The 15,620-nt window shown below is 65.9% G+C and carries 20 protein-coding genes; 12 read left to right on the top strand and 8 right to left on the bottom strand.

Annotated elements, in window-relative coordinates:
- Positions 1–28: 28 nt before the first annotated feature.
- The 8 genes from T8S45_RS12315 to T8S45_RS12280 all read right to left on the bottom strand — a co-directional run bounded on the left by T8S45_RS12315 (position 29) and on the right by T8S45_RS12280 (position 6,276).
- The gene (locus tag T8S45_RS12315; protein ID WP_322293935.1) at positions 29–754 is read right to left on the bottom strand and encodes a sigma-70 family RNA polymerase sigma factor; all 726 of its coding nucleotides are present in this window, start codon (positions 752–754) and stop codon (positions 29–31) included.
- Positions 755–767: 13 nt separating this feature from the next.
- Entirely contained in the window at positions 768–2,885 is a 2,118-nt protein-coding gene (gene flhA, locus T8S45_RS12310; protein ID WP_322293934.1) for a flagellar biosynthesis protein FlhA, read from the bottom strand.
- Positions 2,886–2,893: 8 nt separating this feature from the next.
- Positions 2,894–3,694, bottom strand: coding sequence for a transglycosylase SLT domain-containing protein (locus T8S45_RS12305; RefSeq protein WP_229658199.1), 801 nt, complete (start codon positions 3,692–3,694; stop codon positions 2,894–2,896).
- A 165-nt stretch (positions 3,695–3,859) separates the two neighbouring features.
- A complete protein-coding gene (locus T8S45_RS12300) occupies positions 3,860–4,153 on the bottom strand; it encodes a hypothetical protein (protein WP_188643011.1) in 294 nt (97 codons plus the stop codon).
- 2 nt (positions 4,154–4,155) lie between these two features.
- The gene (gene flgM, locus T8S45_RS12295; protein ID WP_188643010.1) at positions 4,156–4,434 is read right to left on the bottom strand and encodes a flagellar biosynthesis anti-sigma factor FlgM; all 279 of its coding nucleotides are present in this window, start codon (positions 4,432–4,434) and stop codon (positions 4,156–4,158) included.
- Between the two features lie 82 nt (positions 4,435–4,516).
- A complete protein-coding gene (locus T8S45_RS12290; protein ID WP_322293933.1) occupies positions 4,517–5,044 on the bottom strand; it encodes a flagella basal body P-ring formation protein FlgA in 528 nt (175 codons plus the stop codon).
- 63 nt (positions 5,045–5,107) lie between these two features.
- Complete coding sequence (locus tag T8S45_RS12285; RefSeq protein WP_322293932.1) at positions 5,108–5,572, bottom strand: hypothetical protein; 465 nt, start codon at positions 5,570–5,572, stop codon at positions 5,108–5,110.
- Positions 5,569–6,276, bottom strand: coding sequence for a MotA/TolQ/ExbB proton channel family protein (locus tag T8S45_RS12280; protein WP_188643008.1), 708 nt, complete (start codon positions 6,274–6,276; stop codon positions 5,569–5,571). Before T8S45_RS12280 ends, T8S45_RS12285 begins: the two co-directional genes overlap by 4 nt.
- A 208-nt stretch (positions 6,277–6,484) precedes the next feature.
- Here T8S45_RS12280 and flgB point away from each other — a divergent pair, with 208 nt between their 5' ends.
- From flgB to motA, 12 genes are all read left to right on the top strand, one after another.
- Positions 6,485–6,832 (top strand): flagellar basal body rod protein FlgB, encoded by a 348-nt coding sequence (flgB, locus tag T8S45_RS12275; RefSeq protein WP_188643007.1) that lies wholly within the window; start codon positions 6,485–6,487, stop codon positions 6,830–6,832.
- A 3-nt stretch (positions 6,833–6,835) separates the two neighbouring features.
- Entirely contained in the window at positions 6,836–7,240 is a 405-nt protein-coding gene (gene flgC / locus T8S45_RS12270) for a flagellar basal body rod protein FlgC (protein ID WP_188643006.1), read from the top strand.
- Positions 7,241–7,242: 2 nt separating this feature from the next.
- On the top strand, positions 7,243–7,878 hold the full coding sequence (locus T8S45_RS12265; RefSeq protein WP_188643005.1) for a flagellar hook assembly protein FlgD: 636 nt from the start codon (positions 7,243–7,245) through the stop codon (positions 7,876–7,878).
- A gap of 36 nt (positions 7,879–7,914) precedes the next feature.
- Positions 7,915–8,745 (top strand): flagellar hook-basal body complex protein, encoded by an 831-nt coding sequence (locus T8S45_RS12260; RefSeq protein ID WP_188643004.1) that lies wholly within the window; start codon positions 7,915–7,917, stop codon positions 8,743–8,745.
- A 56-nt stretch (positions 8,746–8,801) separates the two neighbouring features.
- Positions 8,802–9,545 (top strand): flagellar basal-body rod protein FlgF, encoded by a 744-nt coding sequence (locus T8S45_RS12255; RefSeq protein ID WP_322293931.1) that lies wholly within the window; start codon positions 8,802–8,804, stop codon positions 9,543–9,545.
- Positions 9,546–9,569: 24 nt separating this feature from the next.
- Positions 9,570–10,358, top strand: coding sequence for a flagellar basal-body rod protein FlgG (gene flgG / locus T8S45_RS12250; RefSeq protein ID WP_188643002.1), 789 nt, complete (start codon positions 9,570–9,572; stop codon positions 10,356–10,358).
- A gap of 17 nt (positions 10,359–10,375) precedes the next feature.
- Positions 10,376–11,047 (top strand): flagellar basal body L-ring protein FlgH, encoded by a 672-nt coding sequence (locus tag T8S45_RS12245; RefSeq protein ID WP_188643001.1) that lies wholly within the window; start codon positions 10,376–10,378, stop codon positions 11,045–11,047.
- Positions 11,047–12,147 carry a flagellar basal body P-ring protein FlgI gene (locus T8S45_RS12240; protein ID WP_188643000.1) on the top strand — a complete coding sequence of 367 codons (1,101 nt, stop codon included), beginning with the start codon at positions 11,047–11,049 and terminating at the stop codon, positions 12,145–12,147. Before T8S45_RS12245 ends, T8S45_RS12240 begins: the two co-directional genes overlap by 1 nt.
- A complete protein-coding gene (locus T8S45_RS12235) occupies positions 12,144–12,443 on the top strand; it encodes a rod-binding protein (RefSeq protein WP_407654910.1) in 300 nt (99 codons plus the stop codon). Before T8S45_RS12240 ends, T8S45_RS12235 begins: the two co-directional genes overlap by 4 nt.
- Positions 12,440–13,771 carry a flagellar hook-associated protein FlgK gene (locus T8S45_RS12230; RefSeq protein WP_322293930.1) on the top strand — a complete coding sequence of 444 codons (1,332 nt, stop codon included), beginning with the start codon at positions 12,440–12,442 and terminating at the stop codon, positions 13,769–13,771. The genes T8S45_RS12235 and T8S45_RS12230 overlap by 4 nt, the downstream gene beginning before the upstream one ends.
- Positions 13,772–13,793: 22 nt before the next feature.
- Positions 13,794–14,639 (top strand): flagellin, encoded by an 846-nt coding sequence (locus T8S45_RS12225; RefSeq protein ID WP_322293929.1) that lies wholly within the window; start codon positions 13,794–13,796, stop codon positions 14,637–14,639.
- A 114-nt stretch (positions 14,640–14,753) separates the two neighbouring features.
- A complete protein-coding gene (gene motA, locus T8S45_RS12220) occupies positions 14,754–15,617 on the top strand; it encodes a flagellar motor stator protein MotA (protein ID WP_188642997.1) in 864 nt (287 codons plus the stop codon).
- The last annotated feature ends 3 nt before the right edge of the window (positions 15,618–15,620 follow it).

Here is a 15,620-nt window from a genome sequence, read left to right as displayed (position 1 = left end):
CGGGCATGACGGAATCTAATTCAAGGGTTCAGGCGTAGCCGGACAGGCGCTTTCGCAACCGGTCGAGCGCCGACTTCTTGATCTGGCAGATCCGCGCCGCGGTCACATCGAGCACTGCGCCGATTTCCTCGAGGTTGAGTTCTTCGATGAAGAACAGCTGCAGCACCATCTGCTCGCGCTCGGGCAAGCCAACGATCCCATCGCGCACCAGCGCCTCGAGCTGCGAGCGTTCGATCGCGACCTCGGCATCTTCTTCCTCCGAAGCGAACCAGATGCTGTGCTCGGAATAGACCTCGTCCATCGAATCCATCTGCACGTCGGCCGCCTGGTCGACACGGGCGAGGAATTCCTCTGGAGCCAGGCCCAGTTCCCCGGCCAGCTCGCTTTCCGAGGCTTCACGCCCCAATCGCGTGCGCAGCTTGTCCTGCGCGAGACGCAGGTCGCGGCGGAAATCGAGCGCCGAGCGACACAGATTGCTCTGTGAGCGCAGGTAATCCATCATCGCCCCGCGAATGCGCGTGCCGGCATAGGTCGAGAACTGGTAGCCCTGCTCCTCGTAGCGACGCGCGGCCTCGATCAGCGCGATCATGCCGATCTGGATCAGGTCCTCGACCTCGATCGTGGAAGGGGCGCGACCGGCGACATGCCAGGCGATCTTGCGCACCAGCGGGACGTTTTCCTCGATCAGCTTGTTCGGATCGAGGCGCGCGGGTTCGCGGCCGTAAGTCAGCGTTTCAGCGGTTTGGAAATTCATCGTCTGACTCTCCTTACAGCTCGGTGAAGCTGTGATCGGCGGGCCGCGGGCCCGGGTTCTGCGCCTCGGCCCTGCCGCCGACGGTGGCGATCACTTCGACCGGCTTGTCGTCGGGCAGTTCGCGGAACGAGAGCACCGGCGTATCGGGGAAGCGCGGGCGCAACAGGTCCGACAGCGCCTTGCGCGCGGGCGGCGAGGTGACGAGCGCAAAATTCTGCTGGCGCAGCATCAACCGGTCGGCCGATTCCTCGATCGCCGACAGGATCCGCTGGCCGAGGCCCGGTTCGATCGGGAAGCTGGCATCGCCGGCGACCTTGATCGACTGGCCCAGCAGGGTCTCGAGTTCCGGGTCGAGCGTAACCACGGGCAGCGGCATGCTGACCGGGACCAGCGCCTGGATGATGATCGAGCCGATCCGCTGTCGCACGCGTTCGACCAGCAGCGGGATCTCGGTCGTGCCGTCGCCGGTCGCTTCGACCATCGCCGAGCACAGGCGGCGGAAATCCTTGAGCGGCACGCCTTCGCGCAGCAGCGCCTGGCAGATCGCCGACACCGCGAACAGCGACAGCGGCTGGGGGGTGAGCCCTTCGACCAGCTCGGGCGCACGCTCCTTGAGCGCGTCGAGCAACATCTTGGCCTCGTCCATCCCGAACAGCTGCGAGGCGTTGAGGCGGATCATGTGGTTGAGGTGCGTCGCCATCACGGTCGAGGCATCGACCACGGTGTAACCGAGCACGATCGCTTCGGAGCGCTTGTCGGCCGAAATCCAGCGCGCATCCATGCCGAAGGTCGGATCCTTGCACACGCGGCCCTCGATCTCCTCGTCGATATCGCCGCTGTCGATCGCCAGCATGTCTTCGGGCCAGATCGTGCCTTCGGCGATCACGGTGCCACCGATGGTGAGGCGATAATCATTCGGATCGAGCGTCAGGTCGTCCTTGATCCGCACCAGCGGGATCACGAAGCCGAGTTCCTTCGAGAGCTGCTTGCGGATGCCGGTGACCCGCTTCATCAGCGGCGCGTCCCTGCGCTCGTCGACCAGCGAGGTGAGCGCGTAGCCGACTTCGATCCCAAGCAGCGCCTCGTCGGAGACGTCGGTCCAGCGGATCACGTTGGGATTGGGCGCCGGTTCGGCGTCGGCCTCTTCCTCGACCGGCTGCGGGCGCGAGAACTTCCACGCGAAATAGCTGGCGACCGCGGCGGCGGGCAGGATCACCATCGACGGCATGCCTGGCAGGATGCCGAGGATGCCGAGAATCGTGGCGACCGGGACCCAGGCCTTGGCCGAACCGAACTGCGAGGAGATCTGCCCCGGAAGGTCAAAGGGCGAGGACACGCGGGTGACGATCGCCGCGGCGGCGATCGAGAGCAGCAGCGCCGGGACCTGCGCCACCAGCGCATCGCCGATCGCGAGCATGGTGTAGGTCGAGGCGGCATCGCCCATGGCCATGTCGTGGCTGACCACGCCAAGGATGATCCCGCCGATGATGTTGATCACGAGGATCAGGACGCCGGCGATGGCATCGCCCTTCACGAACTTGCTGGCACCGTCCATTGATCCGTAGAAATCGGCTTCGGTGGCGACGTCGACGCGGCGCTGCTTGGCTTCTTCGGGCGTGATCAGGCCGGCACCGAGATCGGCGTCGATCGCCATCTGCTTGCCGGGCAGCGCGTCGAGGGTGAATCGCGCGCTGACTTCGGACACGCGGCCGGCACCCTTGGTGATCACGACCAGGTTGATGATCATCAGGATCGCGAAGACGAACAGGCCGACGACATAGTCGCCGCCGATCAGCATCGTGCCAAAGGCCTCGATTACGTCGCCCGCCGCGTCGCCGCCTTCATGCCCGTTGACCAGCACGACGCGGGTCGAGGCGACGTTGAGGCCGAGACGCAGCAGGGTGGCGAACAGCAGCACGGTCGGGAAGCTCGAGAAGTCGAGTGGCTTTGACGCATTGAGCGCGACCATCAGCACCGCGAGCGAGATCATGATGTTGGTGATGAAGCCGACGTCGAGAATGAACGCGGGCACCGGGAGCACCAGGAACACGACAAGCAGCAGCGTGGCGGCGGGGAGGAGCCCGGCGCGGATATCGAAGAGAGACGACAGCGAGGAGGATTTGGTGGTCATGAAAGGTCTCAGGCTCCCATCGACGCGAGCAGCATGTAGGCCATCCGCGCATTGTCGTTATTGTTGAGGTCGATGTCGCTCGGCTTGGCGCGCTGGCTGGCGAGACGAAGGTAGTCGGCCGGCTGCACGAACGGCAGGTCGTTGCCGCCCGGCCGATCCTTGCCGCCTGCCGCCGGCACCTTGGCATCGGCGCCGAGCTTGGCGGCGAAGCGGTCGCGGATTTCGTCGAGACTGCGCGCGCGCCCGTTCGAGGCATAGAAGACGTTGCGGTTGGCGCGCGCGGCACTGCCGAACAGCGGCGCGGCGGCGGCATCGGGATTGGCGGAATGGGCAGAGAGGAACTTGTGCGCGCCGCCGGCCCCGAGGAAATGGGCGAGGTAGAGATCGACCGGTGCCATCTCGCGACCGAGCCGGCGTTCGAGATAGTCGCGATTGTCGGCGGCGAATTCGCCCGCCATCACCGCTGCGGCCTCGGGGTTCTTGCGCAGGTCGAGGATCTTCTGCCGCATCGCCGCATCGGGCACGTGAAAGCCCCCGCTGCCGTCGCGCCGGATCGCGCCTGCAGCCCAGTCGAGCCCGTGCTTGCTGCCGTGCTCGTAGACGGTCGCAAGCCAGCTCTGGCTGATGAACTGGTAAAGCCCGGTGGCCGAGCTGGTGGGCGCCTTGGCGTTGGGATTCATCCCGCTTTCGATGCGGGCCTGGCCCATCAGATAATCGAAATCGACGCCGGTCCGGCGGGCGGACTGCGCGATGGCGCGAGTGATGCGGTCAGTCCCTCCCCGAACGGAGGTGTCGATGGTCGATGGCACGTGATGGCTCCTTTGTTCGAAGGACCATCAGCAAGAGCCGTGCCAATTTCTGCAGGATTTGCGCGTGGAAAAGAAAAACCGCCCCGGTTTCAGGACCGGGGCGGCAGTTGGGGACCTGGTTATGAAGAGGTTGGGTGAGGCAGGTCGTTAGAATGAAGGCCTTCGTCAGGCGGCGCGCGGCCCGTAGAGGAGCGGACCCTCGTCCACGCCGAGCATCTGCAGCCGCTCGCGCGTTTGGTCGGTCAACACGCGCAGCCGGTGCGCGGCGGCGTGCGACAGGCGTTCGACATGCTCGAGCGCCTCGCGGGTTTCGGCATCCGCATAGAGCGCGGAAATGTCCTCGATCTCATCGATCAGGCCCGAAAGGTCTCCCGACGCTTCGAGGATGGCATGCGCATCGCACGCATCCAGTGCGGCGATCAGGCGTTCCTGGGCTTGCTGGATCTTTGCAACCTGCACGGTCAGGCGTCGCCGAAGATATCGAGCGCGATCATCTTCTGGGCGAGCTTGCCCGGATCGACGAGATAGCGTCCTTCCGAGATCGCGGAGCGCAGTTCGTCGATCCGCGACTGGTCGACCGGCGCGCCGAGCTTGGCAATCGCGGCCGCGTCGGATTCACGCACCGAGGATTCATCGCGCACGGGACGCGCTTCGGAAGCGGCCGACACCGATTTCGCGCCGGCGCTGCGCAGGCCGGTGGCTGATACGGGGCCGTAACCGGACGGTCGATCGAGTTTCATGGTGTACCTCTTCTAGTTCTCGACACCGGTAACGGCGGCGCATTCGGGTTCTTAAGAAAAAAATTTTCGCGGGTTCGTCTTTTTACCGATCCGATGGCACGGTGACTTCGCCCACGCCCGTGACACGGGCAAGGATCGGCTTGGAGCGACGGTCTGCGCGGACCGAGATCATGTCGCCCACGCGTCCCGAACGATCGGCGATCATCGTGCGCGAGAGCGAATATCCATTGCCTTCGACGGTCAGGCGCACGGCTTGGCCTCGCGTCACCGCATCGCGCTGCTCGCGCTCGGACGCGGCGGTTACGGATGAGCCCTGCGTTCCCGATTCGAGCAGCAGCGGCACGCGGATCGACCAGCCGACCGACTGGCAGCGGACCACGGCGGCGCCGAGGACCGGACCCGATACGGTCGGGAATTCGGGACAGGCCTTGAGCTTCAGGCGACGGTCGACCGGTGCACGCGCACCGCCGGGTTCGCCGATCTCGGCCCCCATGCTCGCGGCGACGGCGACGTCGAGCGCGTCGAGATCCTGGAAATCGGACGCCAGGGCGGGCACGCTCGCCATGGCGAGGATGGCGATCGCCGACAAGGCGGCTGGCTTGCGGATCATGGGACGCACCTTTTCGTTGCTGCGGTTCAATTCTCCCGTGGCTCTAGCAAGGCGCGTGCCAGATCAGTCGCGCGGCGCGCCCGCCGCGATCGTGATGGTGACGAGACCCGCTTCGCTTCCGTCTCGCGGCAGTTGCGGATCGATCCGTTCGTCGTTCACGCCCGCCTGCTTGAGTGCGTAGAGGATCGACGCGGTCCGCGCGGCCGCGATCTCCCACTCGTCGAGGCGCCCGGCTCCGTCCGACGCATCGGGCGCGACGCTGACGCGGACGACACCAAGGCGCGCGTCCTCGACCAGACGCGCGAGCCAGGCACGCCCTTCCGGCGCCAGCCGCGCCTCGCCCGGCTCGAAGACCTGTGCGATCGGACGGCGGAGGACATACTCGGAGCCCGGTTCGGCGACGGGTTCGAGAGCCGGCCCGGCGGCGGACTCCTCGTCGCGCCGCTCGAGATCACCGACCAGCGCGAGCGAGCCCAGCAGGATCAGCGTGAGGTCGACGAAGCCGACGAGCGAGCGCGTGTTCTTCACGACGCCTGCGCGACGCCCGCGAGCGCGCCTTTCTTCAGATCGAGTACGCGGCCGTGATCGGTACCGTCCGGATATTCGCGCCGGGCGAGCGCCAGCATGCGGCTGGCGGTCTGTTCCTGCCATTCGGCCTCGATCGCGGAGACCAGTTCGAGCCGGCGCGCGAGCGGGCCTGCGACCAGGTGCGCGAGGACGAGGCCGTAGAGGCTTGTGAGCAGGCACAGCGCCATCGCGAGCCCTATCCCCTGCGAGCTCTGCATGACCGCGAACATCTGCACCAGGCCGACCACGGTGCCCAGCATGCCGAGAGCGGGTGCCGCATCGGCGATGTCGTTCCACACGCGCACCGTGCGCTGGCGCTGCGCGATATGGCGGTCGAGGAGGTTGCTGATCGCGCGGGAGAAGCCGGCATAGCTGGTTTCGTCGGACATCAACCGGCTGGCTTCGTGGGTGAAGGGACAGGTCTGCGGCCCGCGGTCTGCGCAAGCGACGCCGCGGCGATCGACGATATCCTCGACGATCAGGCGGGCGAGCCGGCTGCGCTCGCCATCGCGCGAAACGGTGAGCAGACGCCGAAGGCCGCCGATTGCCTCGCGGATCGCACCGAAGCCGTTCTGTATCCACGCGATCGCGAGGCTGCCGAGCCCGACGATTGCCAGTGCGGCGGGATCGATCAGCAGGGTCCAGTCCATCGGTGCTTCGATCACGCGGCCTATCTCCTCGCCAGAACGGCAAAAGCTTGCCGGGCGGCAAGATCTTGCCGCTCGGGGCGAAGGCTTGTCGCAACCCGCAGAAACGCTTGGTTTCGAGCGCAGGAAGCCATTTGGCACGGGGTTTGCTTAATCCCCGGGGCAATCCATTCGTCCAACGCCCTTCACGGCAAAAGGCGAGCAGACTTAAGCAGGAATTCGAGTGATGGCAGACAAGATTTTCGGCATTCACGGGGATGCATTGCGGCTTCGCTCGCAGCGCCTCTCCATGCTCGCCTCCAACATCGCGAACAGCGCGACACCCGGCTACAAGGCGAAGGACCTCGATTTCGAGCGCGCCATGCAGGAAGTGCGCGGCGGCAGCGATGCCGACCGCGCGGCCAAGGGCAATGCCGGCTATCGCATCCCGCTCAACCCCTCGCTCGATGGCAACACAGTCGAGCTTTCCACCGAACAGACGCTCTTCGCCGAAAACGCGGTGGGCTATTCGACCACGCTGTCCTTCCTCGAAGGCCGTGTGGCGACGCTGACCCGCGCCTTGAAAGGGGAATGATCCATGCCCGGTAATCTGAACATCTTCGACATTTCGGGGCGCGCGATGTCCGCGCAGCTGACCCGGATGAACACCACCGCGTCGAACCTCGCCAATGCGCGCACGACCTACAGCAGCGCAGAGGAAGCCTATCGCGCGCTCAAGCCGGTCTTCCGCTCGGTCGAGGGCGGCGACGGCATCGCCACCGTCGATGTCGAACAGGTCGTCAAATCGAACATCGAACCGCGCATGCGGCACGATCCGAACAACCCGCTCGCCGACGCAGACGGCAATGTGTGGGATGCGGGCGTCGACGAGGCGGCCGAGCTGATCGACATGATCGAGACCGCCCGCCAGTACCAGAACAACGTCCAGGTGCTGCAGACGGCGAAATCGCTCATCCTCGACACCGTGAAGATGGGACGCTGATCATGATTTCCAGCACGCTCCCCGCGGGTCTCACCGTCGCCCAGCCCAAGAACGCCAAGGGCGGCGAGGACATGGGCCAGGCCCAGTTCCTCCAGCTGATGACCGCCCAGCTCAAGTTCCAGGATCCGTTCGATCCGGTCGACAATACGGCCATGGTCGCGCAGATGGCGCAATTCAGCCAGGTCGCCGGCATCGCCGAGATGAACGCCTCGCTGAAAGGCATTTCCGAGGCCTTCAGTGCCTCGCGCCTGTCCGAAGCGAGCAATTACATCGGCAAGTCGGTGCTCGCCGAGAGCAAGACCGCGGCGATGGATCGCGGCGGTGTCTACCGCGGCGAAGTCACGCTTGCCGGGCCGAGCGACAACCTCACCATCGAACTGGTCGACCAGAAGGGCAACGTCGTGCGCAGCGCCACGGGCCCGGCCCAGGCGGGCCCCGTTCCGTTCGGTTTCGCCAGCGTCGACGAGAACGGCCAGCCGGTCGATCTCGGGCCGCTGCGCGTCCGCGTATCGGGCGGCGTCGCCAGCTCGACCGCCGCCTGGCTGCCGGTCTCGGCGGTCAACAGTTCCAGCGCGGGCACGACGCTTACCACCCCCGCCGGACCGATCGACATCAACACCATTCGCGGCGTCAGCTGACCGCCGGGACCCAAGTCTCAACAGGAGAACCAAGCAATGTCCTTTCTCACTTCCCTTTCGGGCCTGAAGGCCGCGCAGACCGACCTCTCAGTGGTCTCGAACAACATCGCCAACGGCAACTCGACCGGCTTCAAGAAGAGCCGCGCATCTTTCGGTGACCTGTTCGCGGCCTCGCCGACCCAGGCGACCAAGAAGATCGCCGGCCAGGGCGTCCAGCTGCAGGGCATCACCCAGCAGTTCACCCAGGGCACCTTGCAGAGCACCGATCGCACGCTCGACCTCGCGGTCGCCGGCGAAGGTTTCTTCACCGTCAAGAGCCCCGATGCGACGGCATCGATCACCTACACCCGCAACGGCGCGTTCAGCGTCAACAACGACCGCGAAGTGGTCGACAGCACCGGCAACATCGTCCAACTCCTGCCGGTCGATGCCAACGGCGTGATCACCTCGACCGATCCGGCCGACATGACCAACCTGGTCTTGCCCTCCAACGATCCGAGCGATCCCGCCGCCGTGCTCGCCAATATCAACGTCGACACCAACGGCACGATCGTCGCGACCTATTCGAACGGCAACCAGCAGGCTCTGGGCAGCCTTGCCATGGCGAGCTTCGTGGCGGTCGAGGGCCTGCGCCCGGTCGGCGACGCGCACTGGCAGGCCACCGGCCAGTCGGGCCTCGCCCAGCTCGTCCAGGCCGGCTCCGGCCCGATGGGTTCGGTCCGTTCGGGTTCGCTCGAAACCGCCAATATCGACATCACCGAAGAGCTGGTGTCGCTGATCGCGGCGCAGCGCAACTTCCAGGCCAACGCGCAGGCGATCGAGACCGCCAACAACATGACGCAGACGATCGTCAACCTGCAGGTCTGATGATCGCCTCCGCGAGCTGACGACCCCGTTTCACCGACTCATCGAGGGACATTCCCATGGACCGCATGATCCATCTCAACCTTCGCGCCATGCAGGGCGTGCTGAACCGCCAAACGGCGATCGCGCACAACATGGCCAATGCCGACACCACCGGCTTCAAGGCGGAGATCGTCACCGCACAGGCGAAATACCTGGAAGGCGAAGGCCTCCAGAGCCGTGCGACGGTGAACGAATACGTGCTGACCGCGGATCTCAACCCCGGTGCAGTCAAGGAAACGGGGCGTCCGCTCGACATCGCGATCGGGGGTCAGGGCATGCTTGCCGTGCAGGCCCCCAATGGAGACGAGGGTTACACCCGTCGCGGCGACCTGATGATGACCGAAAGCGGTCTCGTCACCACCGGCGACGGGCACCCCGTGCTCGGCGAAGGCGGGCCGCTGACACTGCCCCCGGCCGACAGCGTGCGCATTGCCGAGGATGGCGGTGTGTGGATCGTCCCGGCCGGCGGCAACCCCAACCAGCCGCAGCAGGTCGACCGGCTGCGCATCGTCAGCACCGCCGGCAGCGAGGTGGTGAAGGGCGAGGATACCCTCTTCCGGGTTAAGAATGGCGGCGTGCTGCCGTCAAATCCCGATGCAAGGCTTCGCAGTGGAGCCCTGGAGGGATCGAACGTGAACATGACCGAAGCGCTGGTCGACATGATCGAAACAAGCCGCGCTTACGAAACCCAGGTCAAGCTTCTGACGACCGCGAAGGAAATGGACGATGGCGGTGCCAGCGTCATGCAGCTTCCGCGCTGATCCCAGATATCCAGGAGATAGAACATGAGCAATTCCGCCTTGCAGGTCGCCCGCACCGGGCTCGACGCACAGAACACCAAGATGCGCGTGATCGCCAACAACCTGGCGAACGTGAACACCACCGGCTTCAAGCGCGACCGAGCGCAGTTCGAAACGCTGGCCTACCAGCAGGTCGTCCAGCAGGGTGCGCAGGCCGACCAGCAGAACCGCTTCGCCACCGGGCTTTCGCTCGGTACCGGCGTGGCGATCTCGGGCACCGCGCGGATCGAGACGCAGGGCTCGGTGCAGACCACCGGCAATGCGCTCGACCTCGCGATCGAAGGCGCGGGCTATTTCCAGGTCTCGCAGCCGGACGGCTCGATGGCCTACACCCGTTCGGGCAATTTCAACCTGACCGCGGACGGCACGATGGTGACCTCCGACGGCCTCCCGCTCGAACCGCAGATCCAGGTGCCCGAGGGCGCCACCGCGATCACCATCGGTGCCGACGGAACGGTTTCGGCCACGCTCGCCGGCCAGGCCGAACCGAGCGAACTCGGCCGCATCGAACTCGCCAATTTCGTCAACGGGGCCGGTCTCCAGTCGATTGGCAACAACCTGCTGAAGGAAACCGCCGCCAGCGGGGCCCCGATCGTGGGTGCCGGCGGCGAGGAAGGCCGCGGCCTGATGCGCCAGGGCGCGCTCGAGGGATCGAACGTCAACATCGTCGAAGAGCTCGTTGACATGATCGAAACCCAACGCGCCTACGAGGTGAATTCCAAGATGATCCAGGCGACCGACGAAATGCTCCAGTTCGCCAACCAGCAGCTCTGATCGGGGAGGGATAAAGCATGAAGAACATCATCATCGCCTTCGCCGCCGCACCGCTGCTCGCAGCCTGCATGGGCTCGAACGCCGCAGCGCCCGATCCGCGCTTTGCCGCGACCCTGCCCCCGCCGGCCCCGCCGCAGCAGGTCGTGCCGACCAACGACGGCTCGATCTTCCAGGCTTCGCAGGGCTATGCCCCGCTCACTTCGGGCGCGCGCGCCGCGCGCGTCGGCGACCTGCTCACCATCGCGCTGATCGAACGGACCCAGGCGGTCAAGTCGAACAGCGCCGATCTCGATCGCTCGGGCAATTTCGGCATCACCCCGCCGACCACCGGCCCGCTCGCTGTGTTCAAGCCGAGCGACGTCTCGATCGGCGGCGGCACCGATTTCTCGGGCGGCGCCAGCGCACAGCAGAGCAATTCGCTGCGCGGCGAGATCGCGGTCACCGTGGCCGAAGTCTATCCCAACGGTACCATGCTGGTACGCGGCGAGAAGCTGATCATGCTCAACCGCGGCGACGAATACATTCGCTTCAGCGGCCTCGTTCGCTCGACCGACATCAGTCCGGACAATGTGGTCGCCTCCTCGCGCGTCGCCGACGCGCGGATCAACTACGGTGGCGCTGGCGAAATCGCCGAGGGCAGCAAGCAAGGCTGGCTCCAGCGCTTCTTCAACAAGGTGAGTCCTTTCTGATGAAACGGATCATCTCCCTGTTCGCCTGCTTCGCCATCCTGATCGGTGCGACGAGCCCGGTGCGCGCCGAGCGCATCAAGGATCTCGGCACCTTCCAGGGCCTGCGCAGCAACCAGTTGACCGGCTACGGGATCGTGGTCGGCCTGCCCGGCACCGGCGACGACAGCCTCGAATACGCGACCGTCGCGATGAAGGGCGTCGCCAACCGGTTCGGGCTGACCCTGCCTCCGGGCGTCAACCCGGCGACCAAGAACGCCGCCGCGGTGCTCGTCACCGCCGAGCTTCCCGCGATGGCCAAGCCCGGCCAGCGCATCGACGTGACCGTCTCGGCCATCGGCAAGGCGAAGTCGCTGCGCGGCGGGACGTTGGTGATGATGCCGCTGATGGGTGCGGACGGCCAGATCTACGCGATGGCGCAGGGCAACCTCGCTGTCGGCGGGCTGGGCGTCGAGGGACGCGACGGATCGACCACCACGGTCAATATCCCGTCGGTCGGCCGGATCGCCGGCGGGGCGACCGTCGAACGGCTGGTCGCGACCGGGTTCGAACAGAGCCCCTACCTCACCTTCAACCTCGCCCAGGCCGACATCACCACCGCCCTGCGCGTGGCGGACCAGATCAACGAGCTTTCGGGCCAGGACCTCGCGGTCGCGACCGACGCGGTCTCGATCCGCATCCAGGCTCCGGCCGACCCGACCCAGCGCGTGCTGCTGATGGGCGCGATCGAGAACATGGACGTCAATCCGGGCGAAGCCCCGGCGCGCGTGATCGTCAACGCCCGTACCGGGACGGTGGTGATCAACGGCGCGGTCAAGATCAGCCCCGCGGCGGTGAGCCACGGATCGCTGACCGTTCGGGTCACCGAGAGCCCCGAGATCGTCCAGCCCGCGCCGTTCAGCCGTGGCCAGACCGCGGTCGAACAGCGCAGCGATATCGCGATCGAGCAGGAACCGGCTTCGGCCTTCATCACTCAGGGCGCATCGCTGTCGGAGATCGTCGAATCGATCAACGCGATCGGGGCCAGCCCGAGCGACCTCGCGGCGATCCTCGATGCGCTCAAGCAGGCCGGTGCGCTCAAGGCGGAGTTGATCATCCAGTGATCGATCCCACCGCCTTTCCGGCCAACCTGGCCACCGGTACGACCGCCACGACCGATTCCGCTACCGCGGCGCGCAAGGAAGAACTGCGCGCCGCGGCGGAGGCATTCGAGGCGGTGTTCCTGCGGCAGATGATCGGCTCGATGCGCAGCGCGTCGCTCGCCGAGGACATCTTTGGCAACCAAGGCACCGAGCAGTTCCGCGACATGCAGGACGCGCGGATGGCGGATGCCATGGCCGACAGCACCGAATTCGGCATCGCCGAGCTTCTACTGAAACAGTTCGAGGGCAGGATATGAGCGGATTGCTGACCATCGGGCGTTCCGCCCTGCGCGGCTACAGCACGGCGATGGAGACGGTGTCGCAGAACATCGCCAACGTCGAGAACGGCGACTATGTACGCCGCGACGTGCTGATGGGCGATGCCACCATCACCGGCTCGCTCAACCCGCTCTATTCGGTCCAGAGCGGCCTGAGTGGCACGCGCATCAACAAGATCGCACGTTCGGGCGACGAATTCATGGAAGCGTCGGTGCGCCTCAGCGGCGCGGCATTGGTGCGCTCCGAAACGCTGACCGGGTGGCTCGGCTCGATCGAGACCGGGCTCGACAATGCCGGCGAGGATGTCGGCCAGCGCCTCACCGATTTTTATTCCCGCGCCGAGGAACTGGCCGCGGTGCCATTCGACAACGCGCTGCGCACGACCTTCATCAACGAGATCAACGCGACTGCGGAAACCTTCCGCCGCACCTCAGCCAACCTCAATCTCGCGATCGACCAGATTTCCGCGCGCGCCGGTTCCGAACTGATCGGTCTCAACCAGACCCTGGCCGACCTTTCGCGGACCAATTTCGACCTGCGCCGCACCCAGCCGGGCACCCAGGCGCATGCCGGCCTGCTCGACACGCGCGATGCGGCGCTGGCCGTCATCAGCGAGCGGCTCGATGCCGAGATCACCCTTGGCGAAAACGGGGTGGCGACGGTCCGTTATGCCGGCGAGACGATCTCCGCGATCGGCGTCGTCGGCCAACTGAGCCTCGTCGAGAACGCCGACGGCAGCCTGCTGGTGCAGGTCAACGGCCAGGGCGGCAAGGTCCCGAGCGACGGCATGCTGGCGGGGATGAGCCGCGCGCGCAACGTCGCCGCCTCCGACCTCGCCCAGCTCGACCAGCTGGCCGAGGATTTCGCCACGCAGGTCAATGACTGGCACGCCAACGGGCGCACCGATGCGGGAGTCCCCGGCAAGGCGCTGCTTACCACCGGCGCAGGTGCAGCAGGGCTGTCCGCGATCCCCGCCATGGCGGCGGAACTCGCGGTCGCCTCGGCCGACGGCAAGCCCAACGGCAACCTCCTCGGGCTCGCCGACCTGCGCGCTTCGGGCAATATCGAGCGCAACTGGAACCAGATCATCTCGGTCCATTCGAATCTCGTGATCGCCGCGCGCAACGAGCAATCGGCCGCGCAGGCGCTCGATCGCAACGCCCGCAGCGCGCGCGACGCGGTTTCGCGGGTCGACCTCGACCGCGAGACCGCCGACCTCATCCGGTTGCAGCAGGCCTACGAAGCCGCGAGCCGGGTGATCCAGGTCGCGCGCGAGACAACCCAGTCGATCCTCAACATCTTCTAGGCCGAGAAAGGCTGAACCCACCATGCTCTCGATCAACCGCAACCGCCCGCCCGACGCCGTCCAGAACCAACTCGACCTGATGAAGTCGATCGGCGACCAGCAGAAGGCGATTTCGACCGGCAAGCGGCTGATCAAGCCGTCGGACGACCCGCAGGGCTGGCTCGAAGTCTCGGTCATCGCCCGCCAGCAGGGCAACGAGGAGGCCTGGGTCGCCAATATCGGGCGCGCCGAAACCCGCGCCGTGCAGGCCGAATCGAGCATGAGCGAGATCACCTCGGGATTGATCCGGGCGAAGGAACTTGTGCTCCAGTCGAACAACGATTCGATCAACGCGGTCAACCGCGAGGGAATCGCGATCGAACTCGAGGGCATCCTCGCCAATATCCGCGACATCATGACGCAGGACGATCCCTTCGGCGGCAAGTTGTTTGCCGAGATCGCGATCGAGGTGCCGATCGGCGGCACCCGCCACGTGATCGCCTCGCCGACGGCGCAGCAATTGTTCGGCAAGGCTCCCGGCTCTGCGCCCGGGGCCTCCATGATCGAGGACCTGTTGCTCGAGACGATCGATGCCGTCCGCAACGGTACCCAGGCCGATCGCAATTCGCGCCTGACCCCGCTCGACGGTGCGATCGACTACATGACCGCGATGCTGACCCAGCAGGGCGTCGCCCGCGGCCGGCTCGAAAGCGCGCGCAACCAGTTCATCGAAAGCCGGGTGGTGCTCGCCGAGCGGCGCCAGGAGATCGAGGACACCAATGTCAGCGAGGCGATCACGAAGCTCCAGGCGCTCGATATCTCGCTCGAAGCCGCGCAGGCGGTCTACGCCAAGATCACCCAGCGTTCGCTGCTCGACTACCTGCGCTGAGCGACGGCGCGAATTGCCTTAAACGGTGCAGCATCGCGCCGTTAACCCATTACCCGAAATGCCCGCCTTGGATCGACCGATGGCGGGGAAGCTGCAACGAAGGAATCCACACTCATGATGCCCGCAATCGGCTTCGTCATCCTGATCGCCATGGTGTTCGGTGGCTTCATCATTTCGGGGGGCGACATGGGTGCCGTCCTCAAGGCCCTCCCGCTCGAGATGATGATCATCGGCGGTGCCGGCGTGGCGGCCCTGACGATCGGCAACAATGGCAGCCAGCTCAAGGCTGTGGGCGGTGGGTTCGCGAAAGCGTTCAAGGGCCCCAAGTACAAGCGCCAGGACTATCTCGACTGCATCTTCCTGTGCGGCAAGCTGATGAAGCTGCTCAAGACCGAAGGTCCGGTCGCGCTCGAACCGCATGTCGAAGAACCCGAAAACAGCGCGATCTTCGCCGAATTTCCGCGCCTCCTGGCCGACAAGACGCTCGTCTCGCTGATCTGCGACAGCCTGCGGCTGGTGGTGGTGAGCTCGGGCGACCTCGATCCCTATTCGGTCGAGGAGGTCGTCGACCAGCATCTCAAGACCCATCACAAGGAAGCGATGGGCCCGGCCAACAACCTGCAGTGGCTGGCCGATGCGCTGCCCGCGCTCGGCATCGTCGCCGCGGTGCTCGGCGTGGTCAAGACGATGGGTTCGATCGACCAGCCGCCCGCAGTCCTCGGCGGGATGATCGGTTCGGCGCTGGTCGGGACCTTCCTGGGCGTGCTGCTCGCCTACGGGCTGGTCGGCCCGATGGCCAACCGCGTGAAGGCGATCATCGAAGAGGATTGCATGATCTACGAGGTTGCCAAGCAGATCATCGTCGCGACGCTGCACGGGCATCCGCAGCCGCTGGTGATCGAAGCCGCCCGCTCGAGCCTGGGCCATGCCAACCAGCCGAGCTTCGCCGACGTCTTCGACGGCATGCGGGCGCGCTGAACC

Source organism: Pseudoblastomonas marina (genome assembly GCF_034374265.1).
GTDB lineage: Bacteria > Pseudomonadota > Alphaproteobacteria > Sphingomonadales > Sphingomonadaceae > Alteriqipengyuania_A > Alteriqipengyuania_A marina.
Note: the sequence above shows the minus strand (reverse complement) of the source record. Positions and strands in the feature narration are given on the sequence as shown.

What these genes read in the sequence shown, in the direction of transcription:
- T8S45_RS12315 (WP_322293935.1), bottom strand. Translation starts at nt 754, where the DNA reads ATGAATTTCCAAACCGCTGAAACGCTGACTTACGGCCGCGAACCCGCG.
- flhA (WP_322293934.1), bottom strand. Translation starts at nt 2,885, where the DNA reads ATGACCACCAAATCCTCCTCGCTGTCGTCTCTCTTCGATATCCGCGCC.
- flgM (WP_188643010.1), bottom strand. Translation starts at nt 4,434, where the DNA reads ATGAAACTCGATCGACCGTCCGGTTACGGCCCCGTATCAGCCACCGGC.
- T8S45_RS12290 (WP_322293933.1), bottom strand. Translation starts at nt 5,044, where the DNA reads ATGATCCGCAAGCCAGCCGCCTTGTCGGCGATCGCCATCCTCGCCATG.
- flgB (WP_188643007.1), top strand. Translation starts at nt 6,485, where the DNA reads ATGGCAGACAAGATTTTCGGCATTCACGGGGATGCATTGCGGCTTCGC.
- flgC (WP_188643006.1), top strand. Translation starts at nt 6,836, where the DNA reads ATGCCCGGTAATCTGAACATCTTCGACATTTCGGGGCGCGCGATGTCC.
- T8S45_RS12265 (WP_188643005.1), top strand. Translation starts at nt 7,243, where the DNA reads ATGATTTCCAGCACGCTCCCCGCGGGTCTCACCGTCGCCCAGCCCAAG.
- T8S45_RS12260 (WP_188643004.1), top strand. Translation starts at nt 7,915, where the DNA reads ATGTCCTTTCTCACTTCCCTTTCGGGCCTGAAGGCCGCGCAGACCGAC.
- T8S45_RS12255 (WP_322293931.1), top strand. Translation starts at nt 8,802, where the DNA reads ATGGACCGCATGATCCATCTCAACCTTCGCGCCATGCAGGGCGTGCTG.
- flgG (WP_188643002.1), top strand. Translation starts at nt 9,570, where the DNA reads ATGAGCAATTCCGCCTTGCAGGTCGCCCGCACCGGGCTCGACGCACAG.
- T8S45_RS12245 (WP_188643001.1), top strand. Translation starts at nt 10,376, where the DNA reads ATGAAGAACATCATCATCGCCTTCGCCGCCGCACCGCTGCTCGCAGCC.
- T8S45_RS12240 (WP_188643000.1), top strand. Translation starts at nt 11,047, where the DNA reads ATGAAACGGATCATCTCCCTGTTCGCCTGCTTCGCCATCCTGATCGGT.
- T8S45_RS12230 (WP_322293930.1), top strand. Translation starts at nt 12,440, where the DNA reads ATGAGCGGATTGCTGACCATCGGGCGTTCCGCCCTGCGCGGCTACAGC.
- T8S45_RS12225 (WP_322293929.1), top strand. Translation starts at nt 13,794, where the DNA reads ATGCTCTCGATCAACCGCAACCGCCCGCCCGACGCCGTCCAGAACCAA.
- motA (WP_188642997.1), top strand. Translation starts at nt 14,754, where the DNA reads ATGATGCCCGCAATCGGCTTCGTCATCCTGATCGCCATGGTGTTCGGT.